The following is a 21296-nucleotide window of genomic DNA, read 5'->3' on the forward strand; positions in this document are numbered from 1 at the left end:
CGGTGTTTTCTTTTTTTATTTCTTCTCGGCTAAAACCATCCATTCATCGATGACAAAACTCTCAATTTCCTGTTCATTTCTACGTATGTGAAAATAAGCTTGTTCTTCTTCTCCAGCGGATAATAGATGCTCCCGAACTTGTTCGATTTGCCCATCCGTTTCTGCTGTCCGCCTTACCCAAGATGGGAACTGGAACGTTTTCTTCCGGTCCAAAGACTGGATTTCCACTAATCCATTGCCTTGCAATAACTGCCGCCAGTCCGTTTTTGGCAGACATCTGCCATGGCTGTCGTCCCGAAGCTTCTCGGTCATGTTCATAAATGCCGCCAGTCCCTCTTTCTCCGGGGCCACGTTATCGATCAATACGAATTTCCCCGCCAGGTTTCAATACTCGGGCAGTTTCAGCAATGAACTTTTCCGGATTCGGAAAATGATGAGGCGCTATTCGGCAAACGGCAGCATCAAACGTACCTTTTAAAAATGGCAGGCTTTCTGCATCTGCCACTACGTAAAAGATATTCCCGTGCTCTGTCCGCAGATGCTTTGCTGTATTTTCAAGCATGGCTTCTGTCAAATCGGTAGAAATGATTTGAGCCGCATGAGGAGCAAGTGCTTTTGATACGTGTCCGCCTCCCGTTGCAATGTCCAGAACCGTCCAGTTTTCTTTCGGCTTCAGCCAATCCACTAGTAATTCCAAATCATCGCCTTTTGCATGAATAGCGCTCGTCACGTATTTATCGGCGTTCTTCCCGAAGACTTCCTTCACTTTTTCTTTTGCTGTTTTCTCCATTGTCTATCCCTCATCCTCTAGCTTTCGGACGGTGCTCCAAAAAGTTTCGATAGGCAAAGCCCTCCACTTCGCTCTCGCTAAAGTGCTTTTGCAACTCATGGATCAAATTCTGGAATTCCGAAGCATTTTCTAAGTTTTTCATATAGGCATCTATGCCATCAAAGTCCGAACCGATGCCGATATTTTTAACGCCGCCTAAACTGCTGAAATGATCGATGTGTTTAACCAAATCGGCTATTTCTACATCTTTCCCGCCTTCTTTAATAAAGGAAAGGCAGAACACGACATCAATCATGCCATTTTTAGCAAACATCGCTTTCGCTTGGTCGTCGTCTAAATTTCGCGGATGATCGCATAAAGTGCGTGCATTGGAATGGCTGGCGATTGGGTAATCGGCCAGTTCCATGACATCCCAAAACCCTTTAACGGATAAATGAGATACATCCGTAAGAATTCGGTGTTCATTATTCAAACGAACCACTTCTTTGCCGAGAAGCGTCAAACCGCCTCCTCTTGGTTCCCCGGCTCCGTCTGCGCATAAATTGGCATTGTTCCAAGTCAATCCAATCGAAAGCACGCCCAAACGATACAATTGGCGCAGTTTCATCAAGTCATTGCCAAATGCATCGGCCCCTTCTAAAGTCAGGACTGCCCCAATTTCTCCGTCTTTCAGCGAATCGATGTCTTCCCATTTTTTGATATGCTTCATTGCCGGGTTCTTCCCAAGAATTTCTGTATAGAACAAATCTACTTGTTCTAAAGCATGCTGCCACTTTTCATTGTCCGGCAAATCCGGGTACAAAAAGATGGCAAAGAACTGGACGCAAACCCCTCCTGCCTGCAGGCGTTGAAAATTCGTATCGAGTTGATCAGAGCTCGTGAAGTCCAACTGTTTCGTGCCATAAAAAGATCCCCGTTTAGCTAATTGGAGTTTTAGCAAAGCATCGCAATGCGTATCGATAATCTTCATTTATTCATCTCCTTCTTCCAAGCAGGCTTCGATGAACCCTTTAAAAATCTTCATGGAAGCTTCATCTGACGCAATCGCCATATTTTCCGGATGCCACTGGACACCAAGGACAAAACGGTGTTCTGTACTTTCAATCGCTTCAATTACTCCATCGCTTGCCTTGCCGCTGATTAAAAACGAATCAGGAACACGGCGGTTTGCCTGGTGATGGCGGCTGTTCACCGTCAATTTCCGGCTTCCAGTCAAACGGTTCAACAATGAACCTTCGGGCACGTGCACATAATGGGAGCCATGGAATTTTGGTGCTTTTTGTTTATGCTGCAGCAAATCTCCTTCTATTTGGTCAGTGATGTCTTGATACATGTCTCCCCCGACCGCAATATTTAGAATCTGTGCGCCTCGGCAAACCCCCAAAATCGGTTTTCCGAGCTCCAATACTTTTTTCATCAACTGAAGTTCAAAAGCATCGCGGGATGGAATAATGACGCCTAAGTTCGGATGCGGTTCTTCTCCAAACAAGGTAGGATCGATATCGTATCCACCAGCTGCAAACAAGCCGTCAATGTGTTCGGCAATTTGTTCAATTTCTCCCTCACTCCGTAAATGCGGAAGCATGATCGGCAATCCTCCTGCCTGCATAATGGCTTCGGTATCTGCCTGTTCAATTGAATAATGGTCGTGCCCTAACTCTTTTGATGCGGTAATTCCAATAATCGGTCTCATTCTGTTTCCCCCATTTACTTTATCTGAATATAATAAACATACAGAATAAAAAGCGAAATTGCTAGCTGTTCAAGGAAGTTCTTTATTTACACGTTAAAAAACCATGAAGCATTGAAGAGTCTTCATGGTTTCACTTAGCCCGGTATAAGAGGTTCAACTAATTTCCGCTTTCTCCAATGCAAACTTCTTTCCGTGATGATGGGCAGGCAGACGGTCGCCTTTTCCAAATAAGCTATCGCGCAATGTGCTCCCCTCATATTCGGTCCGCACTAAACCGCGCTCCCGTAAAATCGGCACCACCAACTCGATAAAATCTTCGAATGTTCCTGGGGTTATGGCATAGGCGATATTAAAGCCATCCACTCCAGCTTCTTCCACCCATTGCTCCAGAGTATCAGCCACTTGTTCGGCTGAACCGACTGTATAAGCGCTCATACCGCCGATTCCGACAAATTCCTTGATGTCCTCCACTGTCCATCTTTTCTCTGCATCAATTTTGGTGAAGTTTTCCAAAGCCGATTGGATGGAATCATTTTCGATGTATTCCAATTCCTGATCAGGCGCATAGCTCGACAAGTCAATTCCCGTCCATCCGCCGAATAAAGCAAGTGCCCCTTCGTGGCTGATGTGTTTTTTGTACTCTTCGTATTTTGCCCATGCCTCTTCTTCGGTCTTTCCGACAATTGGCGTCAGCATCGTCAAGATTTTCACTTCTTCACGAGAGCGCCCGGCAAGTTCTGCCTGCTTGCGCAATTTATCCACTGAACGTTTTGCCGCTTGAATGGTTGGCGCCCCAATAAAGACACATTCAGCATTCTGCCCTGCAAATTCCACCCCTTTTTTAGAAGCCCCTGCCTGATAGAGAACGGGAGTCCGCTGTGGTGAAGGTTCCGATAAATGAGCGCCCGGCACTTTGTAATATTTGCCTTCGTGATTGATGTCATGGACTTTTTCAGGGTCTGCATAGATGCCGTTCGCTTTATCCAATACCACTGCATCCTCTTCCCAGCTTCCTTCCCAAAGCTTATAGCAGACTTCCAAATATTCTGCCGCGATATTATAGCGTTCATCGTGTTTTTCTTGGTCCTCTAAACCGATATTGAGTGCCGCGCTTTTCAAATAGGAAGTGACAATGTTCCATCCGACGCGCCCATTCGTCAAATGGTCCAATGTCGACATTCTGCGGGCAAATGTATAAGGATGTTCATGAGTCGTCGAAGCGGTAACGCCGAAGCCCAAATGTTTTGTCACTGCGGACATCAATGGCACCACTAAAGCAGGATCATTAACCGGAGATTGGGCGCCTTGCCGAACAGCCGCATCTCGTGAACCTTTGTACACATCGTAAGTTCCGAGTACATCCGCCAGGAAAATAGCATCAAAACCGCCGCGCTCCAAAAGCTTTGCCAACTCAATCCAATATTCGCTTGTCTTATACGTATGAGACCGATCTTCTGGATGTGTCCATAAGCCTGGTGACTGATGGCCTGCACAGTTCATGTCAAAAGCATTCAAGTAGATCCTTTTCTCTGCCAATTGCTTCTCCTCCTTAAAAAATCTTATATTATGCGCTCGTCACCGGCTGCCTTTCGATAATCTCTAAGAAGTATTCCAGCTGCTTTTTCAGCCGCTGCTCAATTTCTGCTTCAATGATTGGCTGATGTGGATTCGTTTTATCAATTTGGCTGTCGACTAGGTAGATGCCTTTTAAACTCTGTCCTTTCAAGTTCGCAAGCAATGGTTTTAACGTATATTCAAGCGCCAATAAGTGAGCAGAACTTCCTCCCGTCATCAACGGCAAAACCGGAGTCGCTTGCAGCACATCTTGCGGCAAGAGATCGATCAATGCTTTCAATACACCTGAATAGGCTGCTTTGTAAACAGGCGATCCGACAATAACTCCCCGTGACTGGTGGAGTAATGTACTGATTTCAGCGATAGCCGGACTGCCGAAGCGCCCTTCGAACAAATCTTCCTGCGGAACGTCCCTCACGGAAATATGGGCGACTGAAAATCCTTGTTTCTCCAATAATTCACCTAAATGTTTTAACACCAATTCAGATCTGGATTCCTTCGCAGGGCTTCCTGATAAAATCACAATTTCACTCATTTCATTCTCCCTTTCTGTTGAATCGTTTTTTTCAAAAATAAAAAATAGCCCCCTTTTCTCGATATCAAGAAAAGAAGGCTATTAAATCTAATAGGTTCTGTCCTTATCTCTCAAGAAAAAAATCTTCTTGCTGGAGTTAGCACCTTTCTGACAAAGTCAGAGGTTGCTGAAGCGTCAACGGGCCAGTCCCTCGGCTTCTCTGGATAAGTTTATTTAATTAATGCCTATCATAATGCTAGGAATTAAAAGTGTCAAGCATTAAATTTATTATTCTGACTTCTCGTTTTCATATAGAGCCAGATGCCAATTGCCCCAAGGAGAACAACAATATAGCCGTACATTGAAATTTGATTGGCTGCCACAAAAGATTTAAAAGCGTCGTAATTCCCATTAAAATAATGGCCGATGCGAAGCATGGCAAAGCACCAAGGATAAATGCCGATGAAAGTCAGCGCTCCATACTTCCCAATTGGAATCCTGCTCATGCCCGCCAGATAAGAAATGTAATTTCCGATGCCGAATGGACGTGAAATGGCAATGCTCCAAATGCCGTAGCGATGAAATAATATAGAAGCCTTCTTTAATCCTTTATCGAATTTTTTCTGAAAGAAAGTTTGAAGTTTATTGCCCAGGAAATAAGGAATTAAACTTGCGACACTATAGGCCGCTGCCAAGCCGGCCGATAACAAGGCAGTGGCTGCAAGGCTATGATTCAACAATCCGCCGTAAGCAATCACAAGGGCCACTCCGGGAAACGGCATAGACGATCCTTCTAAAAACATCACACTGAATAAGCCCAGCATCCCTAAGCTTTCAAGAAAAGCCAGTATCCCTTCAACCATACCGCTCACTCTCCAGTCGCTTAATTGCCCACTAAAATCTTTTCGATTTCCCGGTAAATCTCATCCGAGTTCTTCAGGTTCAAAGAACTTTTATAAGCTTTGACGCGTGTTCGAAATCGTTCAATGATTTCTTCATCCGCCAAGGTCTCATTTACAAAATCCATTAGCCGGCGCCCTTCAGGAACCGCAAACACCAGTTTTTCCTCCAGTAAATAAGCCAGATTGATTTCTTCCTGCCCTGGAAGAGCCGCTGGAATGAAAATCGGCAATTCTTTTCTTAGCGCTTCGCTGATAGTGACTCCTCCCGGTTTTGTCACAATAGCATCAGCTTCGTTGTACAGCCTATTCATTATCTCCTTTGAAGAAATGTAAGGAATCGCATGGATGGCCGGATGGTTTAAACCGATGATTTTCTGCTGGAGTTTTTTGTTGGTTCCGCAAAGAACTTGAAAACTCCATTTTTCGGCACTGATTTCTTCATCCAGTTGGTCCAAGACTTCGCTTAGTCCAGTGCTTCCTCCTGAAACTAAAACAGTTAATTGTTTTTTGGAACGATGATCTTTTTGATTGCTGAACTTTTCACTCACCGGTATGCCTGTTACAAAAACGCGGCTTTCTGGAATTCCATAGCTATGGCATAACGTTCCTTTAATCGCTTGGTTTGGCGCAAAATGATAATCAATGCACGCTCTTCCCCATACATCATTCACGAAAAAATCCGTATACACATTCAGGCAAGGGACTTTGCATTTCCCTTGTTTCTTCAGCTTATTGATAAATAGCGAAGGAAATCCATGTGTACAAATGATCAAGTCAGGTTTTTCCCTTTCTAAAATTTCGCTAACTTTTTTCATAAAAAGCCATTCATACGTTCTATGGCTCTTTTCTTTTGGCGATCTGTATGCAAATTGCCGATAAATCCATGCATAAGAGTTCGGCGCTCTCCGGATCCAATTCAAATACGCCTTAACTGTTGCCGATTCGATTTTTGCATTCCATTCACTCAACAAATCAATCTTTTTGCATTCAACTTCCGCTGAATGGCCTCCGATGAATTCACTCATCGCTTCTGCTACTTGATGATGGCCCGAAGGCATACTGTTCAGTAAGGGAAATATCAATACTTTCTTCATATCAAAGCGCCTCCATCCATAACTGACTTTCTTTTTTATCTATCTTTGGAGAACTTAAACGCGGATAGTCTGCTAATGGTCCGCTGTAAACCAGTTCCAAGGACTGGGAACAGAATATATCTCTCGGCATCGTTAAACGCGGAGGCTTCGCAGAAATTCTGATGCCTCCTTCCCCCAGCACTTCCGCTACAAATTGAGAACAGAAAAACGAAGTTTCACATCCAAGTCCGCGTTTTACCACCACTCCGAATAATCCCGTTAGATTATATTTATAACGGTCCCGGTCCTGTTCCATCGCAGAAACGAATTTTTTCATCGCTTCAAACCCCTTAGTATCAACCGAGCATTTGAATACCGCGCATTGCGCTCGCTGAAATAAGTGATTGCCCATTTCTTCTTTTACAAAGCCGCCGTTAAAAGCATTCTCCGCATTTTTCCGTCCAAAACTATAGACTTCGGCCAAGTCAGAACTAAACGCTAACGAAACGTGACTGTAAGGATGGCGAGTATACGTTTTGATCAATTTCGCTAATGAAGTTTTCGTATCTGTAAAAAGAATGTAGACGTCCATTGCCGCATCTCCTCTACTGCTGCCTTCTGCAGCACCGGTTAATAAGTTAATTTAAGTTTAGCTCCACAGAAAAAACAGAGCATCGGGCGCAGGACTTTTCCTTTACAGGACTTGAGACGTAGTTGGATATAAGCCGTTGTTACATTTAGCCAAATAAAAAAAGATGCATTTCTGCATCTCTCGCTTCAGCCTTCCCATTGCACTTTTGTGGAATAAACCAATTTCTCACCGATAAAAATCAAACATTGCGATTCCAGGCAATTGATGCCGATCGAAACTTTGATGTCTTCGGTTTCGCCGTCTTCATTTTTTAGCTTTCCAAACAGCCTTGAACTCAATGCAAATCCAACTTGTTCATCTTGCAAAACCCCGTCGACGTAAAGCTTTTGGCTGCCTAAGTTTTTCTCAACCCGTATATTATGCAATTTGTATCGGATTTTCCAAACATCGTACATCTCTTCGCCTCCTGCTTCTATTCTTTAAGGACAGTATACCACCAAAAGTTCAGATAATTAAAAACAGCCCACTTTCACTATAAAGTGAAAGCGGGCTGCCATTTCTTATGCTTATGCTTCTTGTTTTCTAATGTCTCTTTTGCCTTCAGTTTCCGCTACATAAACTGCACATGCCGCATCTCCTGAAATATTGATAGCTGTTCTCGTCATGTCTAACAAACGGTCAATTCCGATCACCAAGCCAATTCCCGCTACAGGAAGACCCACGCTGCTCAATACCATCGCAAGCATAATAAGGCCAACGCCAGGAACTCCGGCTGTGCCGATACTTGCAAGAACCGCTGTCAGAACAACTGTAGCCAGTTCAATTGCCGTCAAATCGATGCCGTAAGCTTGAGCGATGAACATCGTTGCCACCCCTTGCATAATCGCGGTACCATCCATGTTGATGGTGGCGCCAAGCGGCTGTACGAATGAACTGATCGACTTCGGAACGCCCAATTCTTTTTGGGCGACTTCCATCGAAACCGGCAAAGTGGCTGTACTGCTTGACGTACTGAATGCGACTGTCATAGCAGGCGCGAACTTCTTGAAAAACCAAATTGGATTTTTCTTAGCCAAAAAGGCGATGGTCCCGCCATATGTGATGGCCGCATGGATTGCTAACGCTGCCAGTATGACAAGCATATAAGCCCCCATTGCTTTCATCGCTGAAAATCCTTGTGAACCGACTGCTGTTGCAATCAATGCGAATGTGCCATAGGGAGCGAACTTCATTACAACGCCTACCAGGTACATCATCACTTCATTGCCTTGCTCCATCAATTTAAGCAAACCGGCTGTTTTTTCTTTTAGCGTGGTTAAAGCCAAGCCGACAAATACCGCAAAAACGATGATCTGCAGCATATTGCCTTCAGTCAAAGCAGCGAGCGGTTTGAAGGAACAATATTCAATAAGGTATCAACCACTGACGGAGCTTGTTCCGATTCAAAAGATGCCCCTTCTAAGTCAAAGTCGCCAGCAAGTCCCGGTTCAATCAGCGCTGCCAATGAAAGGCCGATTACAATAGCGATCGTCGTCGTCACTAAAAAGTAAGTAATCGTTTTCAAACCAATCCGGCCAAGCTTTGCTGGATCTCCAAGCCCTGCTGTTCCAAGTACAATAGAAAAGAATACAAGCGGCACAACGAGCATATTGATCAAGCTCAAAAATAATTGTCCAACAGGAACAAATACGTATGTATTTAAAGTCTCAAATGATCCGGGTGCAAACAAATTGATAAGCAAACCAACAATTGCCCCTAAGACCAATCCAGTTAACACTTTTATAGTTAAACCAGGTTTTTTCATTCATCATCTTCCTTTTTTTAAGATTAGGCTTTAGTTTACCCGAAAACTGAAAAAAATTACAGTGGAATGTCGGTTGTTTAGTAAAATTTTAGTATATTTATATAGTGATTCTAGTTTTCATTTCTGCTTTTCTGTAACAAAAACAAGGATAAAATCCTTTAGATGCCTACTTTTTTACATAGCTGACTTGGCGGCAAAAAAGGACAGATAAACTGAACATCTCAATTTATCTGCCCTTTTGTGAAATTGAGTAATTACATGGTCTTTCCTCATTCAATCCATTCCTTCATCTGAATTTTTAAAGCAACATTTTAATCAGATATCCAGCATAGATTTCTTCAATTTCCTCTTTGCTGAACTCCCCTTTTTCGGAATACCATACAGGAATCCAGTTAGCAGCTCCCAGTATAATCATTCGTGCCATTTTCTGCTGTGTTAAATGGAATTCTCCTCTTTCTGCGCCTTGAGAAATAATTTTATCGAATAAACCGGCATAGGCATCCCGTCTTTTCGTGATATCATCAATATTCTCTTCTGAAAAAATCTGTTCGGGTCTTATAATTAAGCTGAATATCTCTTTTTCCTGTATCGCAATATCCAAATGGACTCTTATTGCTTTTTCCATTTTTTCTTTCGAAGAAATATTTTCTTGATATATATTTTTAAGCAATTTCATTGCTTCCAATAAAATGAGATCATGGCAATTAAAAAGCAATTCTTCTTTGTTCTTAAAATAATAATAAAGAGAACCTTTAGTCATAAGCAATTCAGCAGCGATGTCTTCCATTGTGGTTTTATGAAATCCTTGTCTTGAAATAACGGAATTGGCTGAACGGAGGATGTCTTCCTTTTTCTTAGCTGCTTTTCGTTCTCTCAGCTTCATCAAATTCCTCCCCCCACCTTTAATCGTATAGATTTAACTGCAGAATCCCCACTAATTTCTTGCGGTTCTGCTCTTTCCTATTGATTGCTTTTGACTTCTTCTTTTAATTGTTCACGCAATTCAAGGCGTCCGATATCGCGTAAATGAACTTGGTCGGGACCATCTACTAAACGCAGCGTCCGCGCATTCGCATAATGAGCCGCGAGCGGGAAGTCTTCTGTTAAACCGCCTCCGCCAAAGACTTGGATCGCCCGGTCAATGACATTCAACGAAACACGTGGAGCCGCGATTTTAATCATCGCAATTTCTTTCCTGGCTGCTTTAGCACCTTCTTCATCAATTTTATGAGCAGCATGCAATGTTAAAAGACGTGCTTGCTCTATTTCAACGCGGCTTTCAGCAATAATTTCCCGGATGACGTCTTTTTCAGCTAAAGTGGAACCGAATGCCACTCGGCTGTCGGTACGTTTGCATAATAATTCAAGTGCCCTTTCTGCTGCTCCAATTGCGCGCATGCAATGATGAATTCTGCCTGGTCCAAGGCGTCCTTGCGCGATTTCAAATCCACGGCCTTCGCCAAGCAGCATATTTGATGCTGGTACCCGGACGTTATTGTAATGGACTTCAGCATGCCCTTGCGGCGCATCGTCGTAGCCAAAAACGGTCAGCGGTCGCTTGATTTCGACTCCTGGCAGGTCGAATGGCACCAAAATCATCGACTGCTGCTGGTGCTTCGGAGCATCCGGATCGGTTTTGCCCATCACGATCGCTATTTTACAGCGGGGGTCCATCGCGCCAGTCGTCCACCACTTCTTGGCGTTGATGACATATTCATCTCCATCCCGGACAAAACTGCTTTGGATGTTTGTTGCATCTGAAGAAGCCACATCTGGTTCTGTCATTGAAAAGCATGAACGGATTTCGCCGCGCAAGAGCGGCTCAAGCCACTGCTTCTTCTGTTCTTCGGTTCCGTATTTCACGAAAACTTCCATATTCCCTGTATCCGGGGCGTTGCAATTAAAGATTTCTGGAGCAATTAAAGAGCGGCCCATAATTTCACAAAGATGTGCGTAATCATAATTTGAAAGGCCTGCGCCGTATTCTGGATGGTCCAAAAATAAGTTCCACAGCCCCTGCTTTTTCGCTTTTGCTTTTAATTCTTCAATAATCGGTGGGATTGTCCAGCGGTCTTCCGCTTCTTCGATATATTTTTCAACCGTTTTTTCATTCGGATAAATGTACTCGTCCATAAATTTTATTAATTTCACTCGTAGTTCTTGTGCTTTAGGTGATAACTCTTTAAGCATTTCAACTTCCCCCTGACTTTATTTTAAAGTTGCAAGTTCTTGAGTTTCTCAAATTAGTTGTAAAATTTAGAACCTATCTTCAAAAATAGTATAAGGGTTCTTTTTTTGAATTACAAGTCAATTTTCAAACGATTTTAAATATTTATTTAATTAACCAGTTTTTTCTTTTTAAAACTTAATGATAAACAAAACAAAGACCCTTTCCGCGTTAACGGAAAGGGTCTTCACTTTGCTTATTCTATTCAGCCAACTCGACGTTATGGTAAACCTGCTGAACGTCTTCCAAATCTTCAATGGCATCAATCATTTTTTCAAACTGAGCTTGCGCTTCTTCTGGAAGCTCCAATTCATTTTGTGCAAGCATGGTTAATTCCGCTACTGTGAATTCTGTAATGCCCGCATTTTTAAATGCTTCTTGAACCACATGGAATTGATCAGGCTCAGCGTAAACAATCACAGAGTCTTCTTCTGCGATGATGTCGCGTACATCAACATCCGCTTCCATTAATAGTTCAAGCACTTCTTCTTCGCTCTTGCCTTCGATGCCGAATACTGCGGTATGGTCGAACATATAGGAGACAGATCCGCTGACACCCATATTGCCGCCGTTTTTCCCGAATGCGGCGCGTACATCTGAAGCTGTTCGGTTTACGTTGTTTGTCAAAGTATCGACAATCACCATCGAACCATTCGGCCCGAATCCTTCATAGCGAAGTTCATCGTAGCTTTCTTCTGATCCGCCTTTGGCTTTTTCGATCGCCCGGTCGATAATGGCTCTTGGCACACTATAAGTTTTCGCGCGCTCAAGCACCACTTTCAACGCTTGGTTCGATTCAGGATCCGGTTCCCCTTGTTTCGCCGCTACGTAAATTTCGCGGCCAAATTTTGCATATATCCGGCTAGTATTAGCATCTTTTGATGCTTTTTTTCTTTGATGTTATTCCACTTGCGTCCCATTCTGGTTTCCCACTTTCTTTCAACTTTGAATGTGAAGAACGTTCACTCCTTCTATTATATAATAAATGCCAGGATTTTTTCGAGTTATAGAAATTGAAAAGGAAAAAAATTCAAAGCTCTTCATAAAATACAGTGCATAACTTCAAGAAAATGAAAGCGAAGGCAATTGTCGATAACCAAATGGGGCTGCGCATCACTTCTACTTTATTTGAAGAAACAAATTCGCTCCTATACAAAGACGGCACACTCGAAACGAATGTCGGACCCGAAGAGTTAAATAATTGCAAAAAGCGGCATTCCCTTTTACAGAGAATGCCGCTTTTTCTTTTCGTTCTTATCCGTTCGGAAATACTCGGACAGTTGAATCACACGGGCGTTTCCCGTATGCAATTCGTGATAGATGCCGCGGCTATCCGTGAACGAAATATACTGATCCCGTTCGCTTCGGATCAATTGCTCCGCCTCTTCCTGAGATTCCAAGTGGACAAACCTCCGGATGTAATGATTTTCATCGAAAAAGTAAGTGACTTTAAATTCTTTCATAAAAACCACCCATTAAGTTGAGTATGGCGCTTTCTGATAGAAGTAATTAGGCTTCACTTTGTCGTTCTTATACGGCTTATGGAAAATATGCGTTGTGGCCGGTGACATCGGCGGAATGAGCCAAGCCCAATTGCCAGTAACATCGCGTCCAGCTCCCGCCTCTTTTTTTCTCAAAGCTGCTAAACTGCTTAGCAGCTGTGTGATGATCCACAATTGTTACGCCCGCCTCATTGAAAGACTCTAAGACTGCGACATTCAATTCGACAAGCGCCCGGTCTTTCCAGAGCGTCCGGTTCGAGCTTGTATCCGCACCGATTGCTTCTGCTACTGCCGGCAATAAATCATAGCGGTCTTCATCAGCCAAATTCCGCGCCCCGATTTCGGTTCCCATATACCAGCCATTGAAAGGTGCCATTGTATAATGGATGCCGCCGATTTCAAGCTTCATTTCGGAAATGATCGGAACAGCATACCATTTAGCATCCAGCTCTTTAAATCCTTCAAAATCAGGATGCGTAATTTCGACTTCCATCACGGACTCTTCCGGCAACTCGAAATAGCGCGGTTCTTGCCCTTTTACTTGAATCACAATCGGGAGAATATCAAAATGGGTCCCTTCGCCTTCCCAGCCCAATTGTTCGCATTGCTTCGTGAATTCGATCGAACTGGAGTCTCCAACCACTTTTCCATCTTTTTCATAGCCGGCATAGCGGATCAATTGATGATTCCAGATGCGCATCTCATCTTCTCCATCATGTGCAGCCGGAAAGACCGTAATTGCCGGGCGGATTTTCCCTTTATTCGTCGCAAAATCAATATGGTTAACGAGGGCTTCAAATGCGCCTTCAGCTGTTTTTTGTCCGCGTTCATCAAAAACCGTCAATGAATTCCAAAATAGCCGGCCGATGCAGCGGTTGTTGTTGCGCCATGCCATCTTCGCTCCATGCTCTAATTCTTCGAACGTATGGTGATAGGTTCCTGTCGCTTCAATTTCCTTGGTTACAGCCTCTAGTCGATCTTCCAGCTCTTGCTCGTTTTTTTCAAGCTCGGTGTAGCAAATCACTAGAAAATCAGCCGCTTCTTCTAGCAAAGCATCCCTTGTCTCAATTGCCTTCACGTACATCACTCCTTAGTTTCATCATAACACCTCGCCGCTCATATCATAAATGATAGCTCTTTGTTTTTAGGCGTGGATGCAGTAGACTTGAAATAGTTTGAAAATATAAATTAAGGAGATTCCATCCATGGTAAAAGCGATTTTCTTTGATTTGGACGACACGTTATTATGGGATAAAAAAAGTGTGGCTTTGGCTTTCGCAAAAACTTGTAAGCTCGCTTCCGAAATCAGTGGGAAAGACTGCAGCGGACTTGAAGAGGCGGTAAGAAACGAGGCAACTGAACTCTATGCCAGCTATGCTACCTACCCCTATACGAAAATGATCGGCATCAATCCTTTTGAAGGATTATGGGGAATTTTCGATGATGAAGGCGATGATTTCCAGCAAATGAAAGCCTTAATATCGGATTATCAGCGTGATGCTTGGACAGGCGGATTGAAAAAAATCGGCATTGAGGACCCTGCACTCGGTGGAAAGCTAGCCGCTTATTTTCCAGAAGCCAGAAAGCAAAGTCCGATTCTTTACGAAGAATCTTTGGAAATCCTGGATCAGTTAAAAGGCCGCTATCAATTACTGCTGTTGACGAACGGCTCTCCATCGCTGCAATATACGAAACTTGAGATTACACCAGAAATTGCCCCCTATTTTGACCACATTGTCATTTCCGGAGCATTCGGGCGCGGCAAGCCGGCTCCAGCCATTTTTGAACATGCTTTATCGAAATTCAGCCTGCAGCCGGAAGACGCCTTGATGGTCGGCGATAACCTCCTGACCGATATTATCGGCGCCGAAAAAGCCGGCATCCGTTCTGTCTGGATCAACCGGGAAGCTAAAGCTCCCCACGAAACCATTCTACCTACATACGAGATCAAACACCTCCAGGAATTGCTGCCGATTCTGGAACACATCAAAAAAGCAGAAAAGCTCTAAAGAGCCTTTCTGCTTTTTGCTTATAGATTAATCGCTGTCACTTCTTCGATTTCGGCTAAGTTTTTCAATTGCTCGAGGCTTGATTGCGGGGCTGCTTTGTCGATGGACAGCATCATGATAGCCGCTCCGCCTTCATTTGAACGCCCCACTTGCATCGTCGCAATATTGACGTTTTCTGTTCCAAGCAAGGTTCCGACGCGCCCAATTACACCAGGGCGGTCATTGTGGCGAATGAACATTAGATGCCCTTTCGGCACGACATCGACGATAAAATCATCAACCTTGACGATACGTATGCCTTGTCCGTTCAGCAAAGTTCCAGCTGCTTTTCGAGTGCCTTTTGCCGTTTTCACTTCCACTGTGATCAAATTTGTGAACCCTCTCGCTGTGGTAGACTTGCTTTCGTTGACCGTAATTCCTTTTTGATTGGCCAAATACATCGCATTGACATCATTGACATGCGTCCCGAGATGGCGCTTCAATAAGCCTTTTAATGTATTGCGGGTTAGCGGGCCGACTTCCATATTCGCCAATTCTCCGGAATATTGGATATTCACTTCTTCTGCGGTGCCATCCGCCAAATCGGTCAAAAATATTCCCAGCCGTTCTGACAGTTCGAAATAGGGTTCAATTTTTGCCATGATTTCTTTTGGTACAGAAGGCAGATTCACTGAATTACGCACCATTCCTGAAGTCAAGAAACTGATGACGTCTTTGCTGACATCCACAGCAACGCTTTCCTGCGCCTCAATGGTACTTGCACCGAGATGGGGAGTTGCCACGACTTCTGGCAAATCCAGTAAACGAAAATCGACCATTGGCTCTTGTTCGAATACATCAAGTGCCGCACCGGCTACTTTTTTCGATTTGATGGCATTGTATAGGGCGTTTTCGTCGATGATTCCACCTCGCGCACAATTGACGATTTGAACGCCGTCTTTCATGATTTTAAATGCCTCTTCATTTATCAAATGCCGCGTTTCTTTCAATAAAGGTGTATGGACGGTAATAAAGTCCGCCGCTTTTAACACTTCTTCCACTGTGCCAAAATCAATGCCCAGCTTGTCCGCTTTTTCTGCTGTCAAAAAAGGGTCATAGGCAATGACATTCATCCGCTGCCCTTTTGCCCGTGCAGCAACTTCTGCACCAATGCGCCCGAGGCCGACTACGCCAAGCGTCTTGTTCTTGAGCTCTACACCCACATACGATTTGCGGTCCCAGTTTTTATTGCGCAGCGCATGGAAGGCTTGAGGGATTTTCCGGGCCATCGACATCAGCATGGCGATTGTATGCTCGGCAGCTGAATTGGTGTTGCCGTCTGGCGCATTCACGACAATAATGCCGCGTTCAGTGGCCGCTTCCAAATCAATATTATCCACGCCTACCCCCGCCCGGCCAATAATTTTCAGCTTTTCGGCTTTTTCAATAATTGCTCGTGTCACTTGCGTTTGGCTTCGGACTAAAAGTGCATCGAAATCGCCGATCCGTTCCCCTAATTGTTCAGGAGTCAATTTAGTTTCCATCACGATATTAAATCCTTCTGCCTGGCGCAAAGGATAAATGCCATCTTCACTTAGCGGATCACTGATCAAAATTTGAAAAGCCATACTCATCTCTTCCCTTCATTCAAATAGATTTCCTGGGCTGCCCGCACGCCTTTTCCGAGTTCAATCTCTTTTCCTGCTTTAACGATGCCGATTTCCATCGCTGCAATCGCTTGAAGCATATCAGCCGGTGAACAATATCCCATATGGCCGATGCGGAAAATCGTTTTCGCCATATGCTGCTGGCCTCCTGCGATGTCCATCCCGAATTCTCGTTTCATGATTTTCCGGAAAACCGGCGAGTCGAAATCAGCTGGTTCAACAGCCGTGACCGTCGGCGACGCATCTTCATCGCTTGTCAACAGTGAAATTCCCAATGCATTAAAGGCGGAACGCGTCATCTCCATCATCAATCGGTGCCGTGCATATACTTCTTCCAATCCTTCTTCCTCCATCAGTTGGAGCACTTGCTGAAGACCGAAAAGGAGGGAAATTGCCGGGGTAAAGGGCGTCGTATCTTTCACGATATTATCGCGATGTTTTTTCAAGTCCAGGTAAAAACGCGGCCGCGGATTGTCTTCAATCTTTTTCCATGCTCGTTCACTAGCTGCTATAAAAGCCAATCCTGCTGGCAGCATAAATGCTTTTTGGGAACCAGTTACAACTACATCCAATCCCCATTCATCCATCTTCGTTTCCACCCCGCCGATGCAGGAAACGCCGTCGACAATCAGGAGGGCATCCGATACTTCTTTGATGGCCGCCGCGAGTTCCGGTATCGGATTTAATACACCTGTTGACGTTTCACAGTAGGTTGAGAAAACGGCTTTCACTTCAGGATGCTCTTGCAAAAATTCCTTTACGGCCAACGGCTTTAAAGCTTCTCCCCAAGTTACTTCGATGATATGGGTCTTAATATCATAAGCTTCACAGATTTTTGCGAAACGTTCCCCGAATGATCCCGTCACAATCACCACTGCTTCTTCTCCGGGAGCGACCGTATTGACTGCAGCTGTCTCCAAACCGGATGTGCCGCTACCGGTTAAAATCATCACTTCTTGTTCCGTTCCAAAGACGCGCTTTAACTTCGGCCGGATGTCGCTGATCATATCGGAAGTACTTTGTCCTCTATGGCCGATCATCGGTTGGCTCATGGCCCGATTTACACTCGGCGGTATGGGCGTCGGCCCTGGAATACGCAGGATTTGTTGGTCAGTCAGCATAATGAAATTTCCCCTTTCGTTTTAAAACACTTAACTCAGATTTAGTTGAGAAGCAAAAAAGGCCCTCCTCCCCTCACATATAAATGCAAGGGGCGAAGAGCCTTTCGATTCGCGGTACCACCCTAATTCACTGTCTATTAATAGACAGTCTCATTGGTCAAATGCGTAACGGGCACGAGCCGGATGGACCTACTCAAGTTCAATCCATCTATTCAGGAGTGCTGCCATAAGCCGGAAACGCTGATTTTCACCACCCATCAGCTCTCTTCAGATTCCTCTGCCCATACCGTATCTCCATCAACATAGTTAAGTTATATTTGAATTGAGTCCATCATAATCAAATAAAAACAAGTTGTCAATATAGATAAAATATTCAGACAATATGTAACCGTTTTCAAATTCTAGAAACCTTAACACCGCGCCGTTTTAAACATTATAAATTTTTTTGCATCAATTAACGCAGAAAAACCCGGAAAGCAAAATGGATTTTGCTTTCCGGGCTTTCTTTTTAGACGATATTTTTCAGCTTAAGCTAAACCGAAGTCATTTACCAATGCAGCTAATCCGCCTTGGTAGCCGCTGCCGATCGCGTTGAATTTCCATTCACCGCCGTGGCGATATAATTCACCCACGACTAGAGCTGTTTCAATAGAGAAATCTTCTCCTAAGTCGTAGCGTAAAATTTCTTCATTTGTGCTTTCGTTCATAATACGGATAAATGCATTCGATACTTGTCCGAAGTTTTGTCCGCGGCTGTCCGCTTCGTGGATAGTAACTGTAAAGACCACTTTATGGATGTCAGCTGGCACATTCGGCAAGTCGACGATCACTTGCTCATCGTCTCCCTCCCCTTCACCAGTCAAGTTGTCGCCAGTGTGGGTAACCGAACCATTTCCTCCAACAAGGTTGTTATAGAAGATGAAATCTTCCGGTCCGCGGATTTTCCGTTTTCCCCAACAAGGAAAATCGATGCGTCCAAGTCAAAATCTCCACCGCCGCTGTATTTGTTCGTGTCCCATCCTAAACCGACGAGAACTTTCGTTAACCCTGGATTTGTTTTTGTTAAGTCAATCTTTTGCCCTTTTGATAAGTTGATCGATGACATAATAATTTCCTCCTCCGGCTGATTAATTAAGCTTTGCGTTGTGTATCTTCGTATTTCTTTTGAAGCTCTGCTATGCGAAGGCGCCCTTCTTCACGCATCTTGCGGTTTTCCGCTTCGATTTCGCGTGTATCGTTCATCCCTTGCATAATTGTTTCCCACGTCTGTTCAATTGTCTCAATTTTGATGCTTGGTTGTCCAGACATACGGGCAATATCGACGCTTTGGCGCGAGATATCGTTCGCATTATTCAATAGCATTTCATTTGTCCGGCGATCCAGTTCATTCATACCTTCCGCTACCAAGCTTTGGCGTTTCGCAGCAATTGCGTTGATCAGGCCGGTTTTAAAAATCGGAATCGTCGTTACAAAAGCAGAATTGATTTTCCCGATCAATTTCGTATTGCCGCGCTGCAGCATACGGATTTGAGGAGCCGATTGATACGATACTTGTTTCGCCATCTCCAAATCGTAAACTCGCTGTTCCAGCAACTCAATTGCGTTTTGAAGAGAATTCAGCTCCATTAAGGCCATTTGGTTGCCGCTTTCAGCTTTTGCGCGGACTTCCGGCTCTTGGGCTTTCAATTCCTGGACTTTCAAATCGCCTGCTGCGATATACTTTTCCAGTTCCATGAAATAGTTGAAGTTCTGGTCGTATAATTCTTCCAAAGTGGTCGTCGATTTTTTCATTTCCGACTCGTATTTGGTGATTTCTACGTACACTTTATCGATTTCAGTTCCCATTGTCTGGTACTTGCTGAACAATTGCTCGATCATCTTATTGCCTTTGTTGAAGATCTTGTTCAAGAAGCCCTTCTTTTCAACAAAGTCCTTTTTATCGAATTTGTCCATGATCTTTCCGAGTTGCTTTAACAGTTCACTGGATTCTTCCATGCTGTTCGCTTGGACAGAATTCAACACTTTTCCAGTGAATGCTGAAATTTCGTTTGCCGGTTCGCGCCCGAATTCCAATAGCTCAATTTGATTTTTCGGGTTGATGGAAGAAGCCAATTTAACGACTTCCGGGTCTTGCTTCAACTTCACTTTCAACTCGTTTTCATTTTGCATAAGGGATTCCTGCTGGTCAATTTGCTGCGGCAATGTATTCATCTTCTTCACTCCTTTTTAGGTCATAGCCATTTTTTAAAAATTTTCTTCACGACCGATGGTTCTCGGTAAGGTTCATTAAAGCTTCTTTCGTCCAGCCAATGCGTATCGATAGCTTCCGTGTCGATCCAGCGTTCGATATCCTGATGGCCTTGCGGGTTTATCATGATCACGTCAAGGCCGAATGTATGGATAAGCGCGATGGCGTTGGCATCTGCACGGCTTAATTCCGCATCCTTCTCTTCATTATAGAACAAAAGAGTCGGCACAAACTGAGGATAATCAAATAACTGGATCAATTGAATAACCGAATCCGGAAGCGACATCGATTGTGAAAATAGGTATAACTGAAGATCTTCAAACGACTCTCCTGTTTGCGGAGTCAACATCGGCTTTTCTACATGCCGTGCAATCGCCTCGCATAAAGCAGTTTGCACACCTTCAGGCAAGCGGCTGTATTTCCACCAATTAGCCGTTTTCATTTTTTCGGGATCCAGTCTTCCGTTCTTATCCAATGCAGCACGGTAATGAAATAGCTGATTCCCTTTCCGTTCTTCTATGAACGGGAAGCTTCGGATCAATAATGTATCTTCACGTTCTGTCAAATTGTGGATATTGTCCCAAAAGCGCTTTCGATCTTTTTCTATGCCCATTATTTTAGCAAATACTACGGGAATGATAACGCTTCCCCGCTCGACCCCAAAAGACGGCCGGACCATTGCACGTTCTTTGGCGAGCATGAAGGCTTCATCAATGGTCGTTTTCAAGCGAATCGAGCGAGTCGAGTACGATTTGAACTGAAAAGGCTTATATAAGCCTGAGTCGTCATGGTGCAATAAACGATCCACTTCCTGTGTTGCGCGAAAAGCGACTGTTCCGACGCGTTCCGGCTTTTCTTCTGGAAATTGCACCACTTTATCACTCGTCACCTGGAAGCTATGGCTTAGAAGATCTTGGCCTCCTACCGCATCGGCCAGCCAATGCTTGCCTTCAGGGTCATAAGCAATGATATGGAATCCGAACGCTGCAGAAAATTTCAGGAACCATTTTTCACTCTCAGACATATCGGCATACCATAAAAAAGCAGGCAAACCTTTTTCCAGATTTAACTTTTCAAGTTCCGGCTCAATGTGGTTGAATGTCCATTTTACTAAATCCGTCGCTACTCGCCGGAAAGAAGAATGCGTGGTGGCAGCCGCTGAGTGGGTTTGGAATTCTTTGAGGATATCAATCAACACCAGGCGCAGCCGGCGATTTAAGCCGGGATCTTTCAACTTCGGCATGAGCCCTTTGCCATCTAAAAATGCGACAATCCGGCTTGGCGACAGGCCATTTTCTTTCTTATTCATTTCAAACAAATCTTGCAGGCTGCGCAGCCTTTCGGAGGAAATTTGTTTATTCAGTTTCCCTGATAAGCGGATCAGCCGTCCTTCCGCCGCTTCCATGACATCATAAATACCAGCAAAATAATCGTCTTCGTCCAAGGACATACCGACGAATTCACCGATAAGCTGCGGATAGGTCAGGCTATCCTCTTCTATTTTTGTTTCTGGATGACTGATGATGGGCTTATTCAGCCACTCCCCAATCTTTTCCGGATCCCACGTTCTCACGCGTACCGGATGCAGTTGAACCATGGG

General features: G+C 44.2%; 18 protein-coding genes, 4 pseudogenes, 1 riboswitch and 1 other annotated feature. Of the genes and pseudogenes, 1 reads left to right on the forward strand and 21 read right to left on the reverse strand.

The annotated features are described in order from the left end of the window. Window positions 1-15 precede the first annotated feature (15 nt). The 16 genes and pseudogenes from L0M13_RS18625 to L0M13_RS15090 form a co-directional block, all read right to left on the reverse strand. Window positions 16-363, reverse strand: coding sequence for a hypothetical protein (locus L0M13_RS18625; RefSeq protein ID WP_311195581.1), 348 nt, complete (start codon window positions 361-363; stop codon window positions 16-18). After that, window positions 353-790 (reverse strand): class I SAM-dependent methyltransferase, encoded by a 438-nt coding sequence (locus L0M13_RS18630; protein ID WP_311195582.1) that lies wholly within the window; start codon window positions 788-790, stop codon window positions 353-355. Before L0M13_RS18630 ends, L0M13_RS18625 begins: the two co-directional genes overlap by 11 nt. 10 nt (window positions 791-800) lie before the next feature. Beyond that, entirely contained in the window at window positions 801-1760 is a 960-nt protein-coding gene (locus tag L0M13_RS15025) for a dipeptidase (RefSeq protein WP_235197255.1), read from the reverse strand. Then, the gene (locus L0M13_RS15030; RefSeq protein WP_235197256.1) at window positions 1761-2483 is read right to left on the reverse strand and encodes a gamma-glutamyl-gamma-aminobutyrate hydrolase family protein; all 723 of its coding nucleotides are present in this window, start codon (window positions 2481-2483) and stop codon (window positions 1761-1763) included. Window positions 2484-2636: 153 nt separating this feature from the next. Continuing rightward, a complete protein-coding gene (locus tag L0M13_RS15035) occupies window positions 2637-4019 on the reverse strand; it encodes an LLM class flavin-dependent oxidoreductase (protein ID WP_235197257.1) in 1383 nt (460 codons plus the stop codon). A gap of 28 nt (window positions 4020-4047) precedes the next feature. Continuing rightward, window positions 4048-4593, reverse strand: coding sequence for an NADPH-dependent FMN reductase (ssuE, locus tag L0M13_RS15040; protein WP_235197258.1), 546 nt, complete (start codon window positions 4591-4593; stop codon window positions 4048-4050). 100 nt (window positions 4594-4693) lie between these two features. Beyond that, window positions 4694-4803, reverse strand: a riboswitch (SAM riboswitch). Window positions 4804-4844: 41 nt separating this feature from the next. Then, a complete protein-coding gene (locus L0M13_RS15045) occupies window positions 4845-5435 on the reverse strand; it encodes a DedA family protein (RefSeq protein WP_235197259.1) in 591 nt (196 codons plus the stop codon). Window positions 5436-5455: 20 nt separating this feature from the next. Beyond that, window positions 5456-6568 (reverse strand): MGDG synthase family glycosyltransferase, encoded by a 1113-nt coding sequence (locus tag L0M13_RS15050; RefSeq protein ID WP_235197260.1) that lies wholly within the window; start codon window positions 6566-6568, stop codon window positions 5456-5458. A gap of 1 nt (window position 6569) precedes the next feature. Then, window positions 6570-7139: a hypothetical protein gene (locus L0M13_RS15055; RefSeq protein ID WP_235197261.1), complete on the reverse strand. Its 570-nt coding sequence runs from the start codon at window positions 7137-7139 to the stop codon at window positions 6570-6572. Window positions 7140-7324: 185 nt separating this feature from the next. Beyond that, window positions 7325-7594, reverse strand: coding sequence for a hypothetical protein (locus L0M13_RS15060; RefSeq protein WP_235197262.1), 270 nt, complete (start codon window positions 7592-7594; stop codon window positions 7325-7327). A 111-nt stretch (window positions 7595-7705) separates the two neighbouring features. After that, window positions 7706-8943: pseudogene (locus L0M13_RS15065) on the reverse strand (dicarboxylate/amino acid:cation symporter). Between the two features lie 298 nt (window positions 8944-9241). After that, entirely contained in the window at window positions 9242-9826 is a 585-nt protein-coding gene (locus tag L0M13_RS15070; RefSeq protein ID WP_260107614.1) for a TetR/AcrR family transcriptional regulator, read from the reverse strand. 77 nt (window positions 9827-9903) lie between these two features. After that, on the reverse strand, window positions 9904-11133 hold the full coding sequence (locus L0M13_RS15075; RefSeq protein ID WP_235197264.1) for an acyl-CoA dehydrogenase family protein: 1230 nt from the start codon (window positions 11131-11133) through the stop codon (window positions 9904-9906). Between the two features lie 238 nt (window positions 11134-11371). Then, a pseudogene (locus tag L0M13_RS15080) lies at window positions 11372-12090 on the reverse strand (YebC/PmpR family DNA-binding transcriptional regulator). Window positions 12091-12393: 303 nt separating this feature from the next. Then, window positions 12394-12633 (reverse strand): hypothetical protein, encoded by a 240-nt coding sequence (locus L0M13_RS15085; protein WP_235197265.1) that lies wholly within the window; start codon window positions 12631-12633, stop codon window positions 12394-12396. Window positions 12634-12645: 12 nt separating this feature from the next. Continuing rightward, window positions 12646-13756 (reverse strand): annotated as a pseudogene (locus L0M13_RS15090) (nitric oxide synthase oxygenase). Between the two features lie 121 nt (window positions 13757-13877). Here L0M13_RS15090 and L0M13_RS15095 point away from each other — a divergent pair. Continuing rightward, window positions 13878-14681 (forward strand): HAD family hydrolase, encoded by an 804-nt coding sequence (locus tag L0M13_RS15095; protein ID WP_235197266.1) that lies wholly within the window; start codon window positions 13878-13880, stop codon window positions 14679-14681. Window positions 14682-14701: 20 nt separating this feature from the next. Here L0M13_RS15095 and serA read toward each other — a convergent pair whose 3' ends face one another. From serA to L0M13_RS15120, 5 genes and pseudogenes are all read right to left on the reverse strand, one after another. Next, window positions 14702-16288 carry a phosphoglycerate dehydrogenase gene (gene serA, locus L0M13_RS15100; protein WP_235197267.1) on the reverse strand — a complete coding sequence of 529 codons (1587 nt, stop codon included), beginning with the start codon at window positions 16286-16288 and terminating at the stop codon, window positions 14702-14704. 2 nt (window positions 16289-16290) lie between these two features. Then, window positions 16291-17448 carry a pyridoxal-phosphate-dependent aminotransferase family protein gene (locus tag L0M13_RS15105; protein ID WP_235197268.1) on the reverse strand — a complete coding sequence of 386 codons (1158 nt, stop codon included), beginning with the start codon at window positions 17446-17448 and terminating at the stop codon, window positions 16291-16293. A gap of 85 nt (window positions 17449-17533) precedes the next feature. Then, window positions 17534-17758: a binding site (T-box leader), on the reverse strand. A gap of 217 nt (window positions 17759-17975) precedes the next feature. Beyond that, window positions 17976-18553: pseudogene (locus L0M13_RS15110) on the reverse strand (TerD family protein). Between the two features lie 26 nt (window positions 18554-18579). Next, complete coding sequence (locus L0M13_RS15115; RefSeq protein WP_235197269.1) at window positions 18580-19659, reverse strand: toxic anion resistance protein; 1080 nt, start codon at window positions 19657-19659, stop codon at window positions 18580-18582. A gap of 20 nt (window positions 19660-19679) precedes the next feature. Then, window positions 19680-21293, reverse strand: coding sequence for a YceG family protein (locus L0M13_RS15120; protein ID WP_235197270.1), 1614 nt, complete (start codon window positions 21291-21293; stop codon window positions 19680-19682). Window positions 21294-21296: the final 3 nt, after the last annotated feature.

Source organism: Planococcus sp. 107-1 (assembly GCF_021513255.1).
GTDB lineage: Bacteria > Bacillota > Bacilli > Bacillales_A > Planococcaceae > Planococcus.